This is a genomic window from Deinococcus sp., from assembly GCF_030523985.1.
In the GTDB taxonomy this organism is placed as follows: domain Bacteria; phylum Deinococcota; class Deinococci; order Deinococcales; family Deinococcaceae; genus Deinococcus.
Genome location: NZ_JAUNHK010000105.1, coordinates 1 through 6,764, shown reverse-complemented (window position 1 = coordinate 6,764; position 6,764 = coordinate 1). Strand labels below are relative to the sequence as shown.

Genomic DNA, 6,764 nt, shown 5'->3' with positions numbered 1-6,764 from the left:
GTTCCCTTCTGGCGGCTCATCGTCAACAGCCTGATCATCTGCACGCTGGGCGTGGTCTGCACGGTCACGCTGGCGACGCTGGCGGCCTATCCGCTCGCCAAGATGCGATTTCCGGGCCGCGACCTGATTTTCTACGCGATTCTGATGCTGATGGTGCTGCCCAACGAGGCGGGGCTGATCGTCAACTACATCACGACCATCAAGCTGGGGCTGCTGTCGCAAACCGACTTTCCGGTGCTGGACATGGCGAAACAGTATCTGGCGGTGGTGCTGCCGGGCATGGCGAGTATCGTGGGGCTGTTTCTGCTGCGGCAGGCGTACCTCGGCGTGCCGCTGGAACTGCTCGAAGCCGCCCGCATAGACGGGGCGTCCGAGCTGACCATCTGGCGGCGCATCATGCTGCCGCTGGCGCTGCCGACCATCGTGGCCTTTTCGATTTTGGAATTCGTGGCCTATTGGAATTCCTTCCTGTGGGCCAGAATCATGTTGCCTGACAAAGAGCTGCTGCCGCTCTCGGCGGGGTTGCTGGAACTCTCTGGCACCTTTTCCACCAACTCGCGGGCGGTCATGGCGGGGGCCGTCATCACCATCATTCCCATCCTCATCGTGTTCGCCTTCGGGCAGAAGTACTTCATGAAAGGGCTGGAAGGAGCCGTGAAAGGGTAAACGCGGCATACTTGAGGTATGCGAAAACTGATCCCTGGCCTGGTCGTCGTCCTGGGGCTGACTGGATGCACCCCGCCCTCTTTGCCCAGCAGTGTGGAATACGACATGACGGTCAAGTCTGTCGAGTTCCCCGCCCAGGCGCAGCCGACCGCACCACTGGATGTCGTCGTCGAAGTGGAAGTTGGAGGCTGCAACACCTTCAAACGTCTGGAACTGGTTTCACGCACGTCCAGCCAGCTCAAGCTCCGGGCAGTCGGCACCCGCCCCGAGGGCCAGAATGTGGTCTGCCCGGCCAATTTGGGCTGGCAAAAGGTGACCTATACCGATCCCGGCACGCCCCCCCGCACCAACCCCTTTGAAGTCGTGGTCAACGGCACCTCCTGGGGCACCGTCGCGATTCGATGACGCTGGGCTACGACACGCTGGAACGCGACTGGGACGTGATCGTGGCGGGCGGCGGCACCGCCGGGGCCATCGCCGGAATAGCGGCGGCGCGGGCCGGGGCGCGGGTGCTGGTGGTCGAATCCCAGGGCAGTCTGGGCGGCACCGGCACCAACGCCTGGGTCACGCCACTGATGCGGAACGTGTCGGGGGGCGAGAACCTCAACCGGGGCCTGACCGACGAACTCAAGCGCCGCCTGAACGAGCGGGGCGACGGCGCGACTTCTGCGGACGGCAACGACAACTGGTTCAACCCCGAGGGCCTGAAATTCGTGCTGGAGCAGATGCTGCTCTCGGCGGGCGGCGAGGTGCTGTATCACACGAACGTGGTGCAGCCGCTGGTCGCAGAGGGCGGATGGCAGAGGGCGGAGGGTAAACGGATAGAGGCGCTGGTCATTCATAACAAGGGCGGATTGCAGGCGCTGCGGGCCAAAGTGTTCATAGACGCCACCGGGGACGCGGACGTGGCGGCGGGCGCGGGCGTGCCCTTTCAGGCCGGAGACGAGGACGGCGTGCATCAGGCCATGAGCCTGCGCTTTACCCTCGCCGGGGTGGACATGACGCGGCTGTCGGCCTTCCTGCAAGAGCAGGGGCAGTGGCACGAGTCGCCCGAATTCATGCAGTTCTGGATGGTGTGGGGGCGCGGCTCCAGTCTTGAGCCGCTGTTCCGGCAGGCCATTGTGGACGGAGTGCTGCTGGAGCGCGACGGCGACTACTTTCAGGCGTTCAGCGTACCGGGGCGGCCCGGCGAACTGTCGTTCAACTGCCCCCGCATCCGGGCCGACCTCAACGACGCCACCGACCCCTGGCAACTCTCGGCGGCGCAGACCGACGGGCGGGGGGCCATCGAGCGGCTGACCCGCTTTTGCCGCCAGTACCTGCCCGGCTGCGAACAGGCGTTTATCGGCGTGGTGGCCCCGATGGTCGGCATCCGCGACTCGCGGCGCATCGTGGGCGAGTACACCCTGACCCTGCAAGACATTCTGGACTGCTGCAAATTTCCCGACGCCATCTGCAAAAACCACTACCCGGTGGACATCCACTCGGTAAAGGGCGGGGCCAAGCTGCTGCACGAGCGCGACGGCACGGCCCCCTATTTTGCCAAGGACGCCTGGCACGACATTCCTTTTCGCTGCCTGGTGCCGCAGGGCGTAGGCAACCTGCTGGTGCCGGGCCGGGCTGCGAGCAGCACCTTCGAGGCGCAGTCGAGCATCCGCGTGCAGCAGAACTGTCACAGCATGGGCGAGGCGGCGGGACTGGCAGCAGCGTGGGCGGCCCGTGACCACGCCGGAAACGTGCGGGCGGTGGATACACAGCAACTCCGCGCCGAACTGTGCCGCCTGGGGGGGAACGTATGAAGACTTTCGACCCGGCCCTACACGCCGATAGCCTCAGGAGTGAGCGGGCTTACCACATTCAGCCCAGCCTCGACCCCGCTTTTACGCCGCACCTCGGCGCTCTGGTCGAGATGCTGACCTATGCCCGGCTGACGACCCTGCAAGCCGTGCACGACCTGCCCGAAGAGGCGCTGTGGCAGACCGCCCCAGGCTTTTCCAACTCCATCGGCACGTTGCTGGCGCATGTCGCGGCGGTGGAGCGCACCTACCACCTGCTGTCCTTCGAGGGGCGCGACGTGACCCCGGAGCAGGACGGCGCCGTGTACTGGGGCCTGACGATGGGCCAGGAAGGAACGCCGCCGTCACGTCTGCCCACCCTCGACGAACTGCGGGCCGACCTCGCCGCCGCCCGCGCCGAAACGCTGCGGGTCTTTGCCACCAAGGACGACGGCTGGCTGGCGCAACCGATGGCGGAAGGCTGGGCCAACCACCACTGGGCCTGGTTTCATGTGATGGAAGACGAGGTGAGCCACCGGGGGCAGATGCGGCTGCTGCGGCAGGTGGTCGCGCCCGGAGAGGGGGCATGAACCCCGCCGACCACGCCACGCCGCTGGCGAACGGACGACCCTACCGCGTCGAGCGGGCGGTGCTCTCAGGCGTGCCCTGCCTGCTGGAACTTCCCCCGCAGGGCCAGGACGTGCGGGGCGTCTGCCTCGTCTACCACGGGGCCTGGGCTGCCAAGGAAGGCAAACTGGGCGTGTACGCGGCCCTGACCGCTGCCGGAATCGTGACCGTGCTGCCCGACGCGGCGCTGCACGGCGAGCGGCAGGGCGACACGCCGCCGGGTCTGAACCCCCGCGAATACGTCTGGGAAAGCGTGCGCCGCACGGTGGCCGAGGCCCCGGCCCTGCTGGACGCCCTCGCCGAGCGGTTCGGGGCCGGGACGGTCTGGGCGGTGGGATCCAGTATGGGCGGCTATGTGGCGCAGACCCTGCTTCAGACCGAGCCACGCGTTGCCAAGGCCGCCACCCTCATCACATCGGGCGTGTGGGACGAGCCACAGGTGGGGCGCCCGGAACTGCGGGCCTTTCTCGACGCGCACCGTCCGCTGACGCACGCGGCGAAGGCGGCCCCCACGCCCCTGCTGCTGGCAAGTGGCGACAGTGACCCCGTCTTTCCGCTGGCGCAGCATCATCAGCCGACGGCGGCGGCGTACCGGGCGGCCTACGCGGGGCAGCCGGAGCATTTCCACGAATATGTCGTGCCGGGCGTCGGTCACTTCACCAGCGTGGGGCTGCGGGACGCGGCAGTGGCGTTTTTGCTGGAGCCAAACTCTAGACTGCTGGACACATGACCTCCCACACATCGCGAGTTCGCACTGGCCCCCTGCCCAGCCCGTGGATGCTGTCGGCCTTCTGGTTCGGCACGGCTTTTTTGTGGCTGATGCTGCTGACCATCTTTATGCCTGCCCACGTGGTCGGCTTTATGGGCGCAGAGGACAAGGGCAAATGGCTGGGCCTGCTGGGTGCCATCGGCGCGGCGATTGCGCTGGTCGTGCCGCCGCTGGTCGGGGCGCATTCCGACCGGACGGGGCGGCGGCTGCCCTACCTCAAACTGGGCGTGGGGCTGAACGTGCTGGGGCTGGCGGTGATGGGCGCGGCGGTGGCGCTGCTGGCGGGCAGCACGGGGTTCTGGGTCTACCTGCTGGGCTTCATGGTCGTGCAGTTCGGCAACAACTATGCCACCGCCCCCTACTCGGCGCTGATTCCGCAACTGATTCCGCCCGAGCAGCGCGGGCGCTACAGCGGTGCCATGGGCACGTTGCAGGCGCTGGGACAACTGCTGGGCGCGGCGACGGGTATGGCGATAGGCAGCCGCTACGGGGTCAGCATTCCCTTCGTGTTGATGGCGCTGGTGCTGCTCGTTTCGGCCTTCACCACCCTGCGCGGGGTGACCGAGCGGGCCGACGTCCTGGCCCCTGCCCCCAGCGGCGAAACCCTGCCCTGGAAACAACTTTTTTCCCATGCTCCCTTCAAATGGGTCTTCATTACGCGGGTGATGTTCGCGCTGGGGCAGTACAGCGTGCAGCCGTTTTTGCAGTACTACGCGGGCGACGTGCTGCGGCAGAAAGACCCGGTGATGAGCAGTTCGCTGATGCTGGCCTGCATCGTGGTCGCCAGCATCATTTCCGCCATTGTCGGCGGGCGGCTGAGTGACCGCGTCGGGCGCAAACCCGTCATCTATTTCGCGGGAACGGTCATGACGGTCATGGCCCTGTCGCTGCTGGTGGCACCCAGTTTCGTCGCGGCGCTGGCGCTGGCCTTTTGCTTCGGCCTGGGCTTCGGGGCCTTTACCAGCGTGGACTGGGCGCTGGGGGCCGACGCCATGCCCAGCCAGAGCAGCTACGCCCGCGACATGGGCATCTGGCATGTGGCGTTCGTGGCCCCGCAGTTCGTGAACCTGCCGATGGGCGCGGTGCTGGACTGGGGCAACCGCCAGAGCGAGAACTTCGGCTACACGCTGGTCTTCGGGGGCGCGGCTCTGTTCTTCATGCTGGGCGTGATTCTGGTGCGGAACATACCGGAGAGAAGATGATGGATGATGGGTTCGGCCTACGGCCTGATGGACGATGGAAAAAGATTCTTTCCTCTCCATCATCCATCAGCGAAGCGGAACCATCATCCATCACCCTCCTGCCTAGTTTCCCCCTTTGACCTTCTGTGAGAGCAGCGTTACACTCCCAGCTATGTTCGCGGCTCTGAACAACAATGACGATAATGATTCCCGCTAGGGGACGTTTCGTCGTATGCGCCGCGCCCCCGCCCACTGTGAGCGGGGTTTTTTCGTTCAAGGAGACACGATGACTGCACCACTCAAGCGAACGCTCACCCGCGAATTGTCCCAACACGAGGGGCAAACTGTAAGGCTGCAAGGTTTTGTCCACGCCCGCCGCGATTTGGGGGGCGTGCAATTTTTGGTACTGCGTGATGTCACAGGTGTGGCCCAGTGCGTCGGCAGCGGCCTGCACCTGCCTCTCACCGAGAGCAGCGTGGAAGTGGTCGGCAAGGTCAAGGCCCATGCCAAGGCCCCCGGCGGTTTCGAAGTGCAGGTCGAGGAGTTCAAGGTCATCTCTGCCGCCACCGAGCCGACACCCGTAGAAATTCCCAAAATGGAGTGGAACGTCAACCCGGAAACCATGCTGGACTACCGCGTGGTGACGGTGCGCGGCCTCAAGGAGCGGGCGGCGCTCAAAGTCCAGGCCGAACTGGTCGCCGCCTTCCGTGACCACCTGCGCGGCGAGGGCTTTACCGAAATCAGCACGCCTAAAATCGTGTCGGCGGGGGCGGAGGGGGGCGCGAACCTGTTCCCCATCGACTATTTCGGGCACCCCGCGTACCTCGCGCAAAGTCCGCAGCTGTACAAACAAATCATGGTGGGCGTGTTCGAGCGCGTGTTCGAGGTTGCTGCCGTCTACCGCGCCGAGGAACACGCCACCAGCCGCCACCTCAACGAATACCTCTCGCTGGACGTGGAAATGGGCTTCATCGACGACGAAGAAGACGTGATGGGCCTGGAAAACCGCCTGCTGGCGAGCATCATGGAGCACCTCAAGCAGACCTGCGCCGCCGAATTCGAGCTGCTGGGCGCGACCATTCCTGACGTGCCCGCGCACATTCCGCGTATTGAGTTGATGGCGGCCCGCCAGCTCGTGACCGAGAAATACGGGCATCAGGTGGGCGGCAAGGACCTCGACCCCGAGGCCGAGCGTCTGCTCTCGCAGCACTACGCCGAGACCGAGGGCAGCGACTTCGTGTTCGTGACCAAGTACCCTCGCGCCGCCCGTCCGTTCTATACCCACGCCGACCACAACGAAGACGGCAGCCTCAGCGCCGACACCACACGCGGCTTCGACCTGCTGTTCCGGGGCATCGAAATCACGTCGGGCGGGCAGCGTATCCACGACCACGCCATGCTGATGGACTCTATTGCCGCCTACAAACTCAAGCCCGAAACGCTGGAAGGCTACACCGAAGTCTTCAAGTACGGGATGCCCCCCCACGGCGGCTTTGCCATCGGGGCCGAGCGCCTGACCGCCAAGCTGCTGGGCATCGCCAACGTGCGCTATGCCCGCGCCTTCCCGCGTGACCGTCATCGCCTGACGCCCTGAGTGCTGTGCGTCTAAGGGTCTAAGGGGGCAAGATGCTTCCCTTAGACTTTTGGGCATGCTCAAGGCACTTGCTCTGGCTCTGTTGACCGCTGGCTCTACGCTGGCTGCCCCAGTGGTGGGAACCGCCAAAGACCCGCTTCAGACCACTTTTT

The 6,764-nt window shown here is 65.4% G+C and carries 7 protein-coding genes; all 7 read left to right on the top strand.

The window, feature by feature from the left end; translation table 11 throughout:
* Positions 1-666, top strand: a 666-nt coding sequence (locus Q4C89_RS12555) for a carbohydrate ABC transporter permease (protein ID WP_303102962.1), incomplete at its 5' end; no start/stop codon positions are given.
* An 18-nt stretch (positions 667-684) separates the two neighbouring features.
* Positions 685-1,071: a hypothetical protein gene (locus tag Q4C89_RS12550; RefSeq protein WP_303102961.1), complete on the top strand. Its 387-nt coding sequence runs from the start codon at positions 685-687 to the stop codon at positions 1,069-1,071.
* Positions 1,068-2,465, top strand: a complete 1,398-nt coding sequence (locus Q4C89_RS12545; protein WP_303102960.1) for an FAD-dependent oxidoreductase — start codon at positions 1,068-1,070, stop codon at positions 2,463-2,465. Before Q4C89_RS12550 ends, Q4C89_RS12545 begins: the two co-directional genes overlap by 4 nt.
* Complete coding sequence (locus tag Q4C89_RS12540; RefSeq protein ID WP_303102959.1) at positions 2,462-3,031, top strand: DinB family protein; 570 nt, start codon at positions 2,462-2,464, stop codon at positions 3,029-3,031. The genes Q4C89_RS12545 and Q4C89_RS12540 overlap by 4 nt, the downstream gene beginning before the upstream one ends.
* Positions 3,028-3,798 carry a S9 family peptidase gene (locus tag Q4C89_RS12535; RefSeq protein ID WP_303102958.1) on the top strand — a complete coding sequence of 257 codons (771 nt, stop codon included), beginning with the start codon at positions 3,028-3,030 and terminating at the stop codon, positions 3,796-3,798. Before Q4C89_RS12540 ends, Q4C89_RS12535 begins: the two co-directional genes overlap by 4 nt.
* Positions 3,795-5,039: an MFS transporter gene (locus tag Q4C89_RS12530; protein WP_303102957.1), complete on the top strand. Its 1,245-nt coding sequence runs from the start codon at positions 3,795-3,797 to the stop codon at positions 5,037-5,039. Before Q4C89_RS12535 ends, Q4C89_RS12530 begins: the two co-directional genes overlap by 4 nt.
* A 265-nt stretch (positions 5,040-5,304) precedes the next feature.
* On the top strand, positions 5,305-6,612 hold the full coding sequence (gene aspS / locus Q4C89_RS12525; RefSeq protein ID WP_303102956.1) for an aspartate--tRNA(Asn) ligase: 1,308 nt from the start codon (positions 5,305-5,307) through the stop codon (positions 6,610-6,612).
* The last annotated feature ends 152 nt before the right edge of the window (positions 6,613-6,764 follow it).

Coding starts and splice junctions, on each gene's coding strand:
- Q4C89_RS12550 (WP_303102961.1), top strand. CDS start 685: ATGCGAAAACTGATCCCTGGCCTGGTCGTCGTCCTGGGGCTGACTGGA.
- Q4C89_RS12545 (WP_303102960.1), top strand. CDS start 1,068: ATGACGCTGGGCTACGACACGCTGGAACGCGACTGGGACGTGATCGTG.
- Q4C89_RS12540 (WP_303102959.1), top strand. CDS start 2,462: ATGAAGACTTTCGACCCGGCCCTACACGCCGATAGCCTCAGGAGTGAG.
- Q4C89_RS12535 (WP_303102958.1), top strand. CDS start 3,028: ATGAACCCCGCCGACCACGCCACGCCGCTGGCGAACGGACGACCCTAC.
- Q4C89_RS12530 (WP_303102957.1), top strand. CDS start 3,795: ATGACCTCCCACACATCGCGAGTTCGCACTGGCCCCCTGCCCAGCCCG.
- aspS (WP_303102956.1), top strand. CDS start 5,305: ATGACTGCACCACTCAAGCGAACGCTCACCCGCGAATTGTCCCAACAC.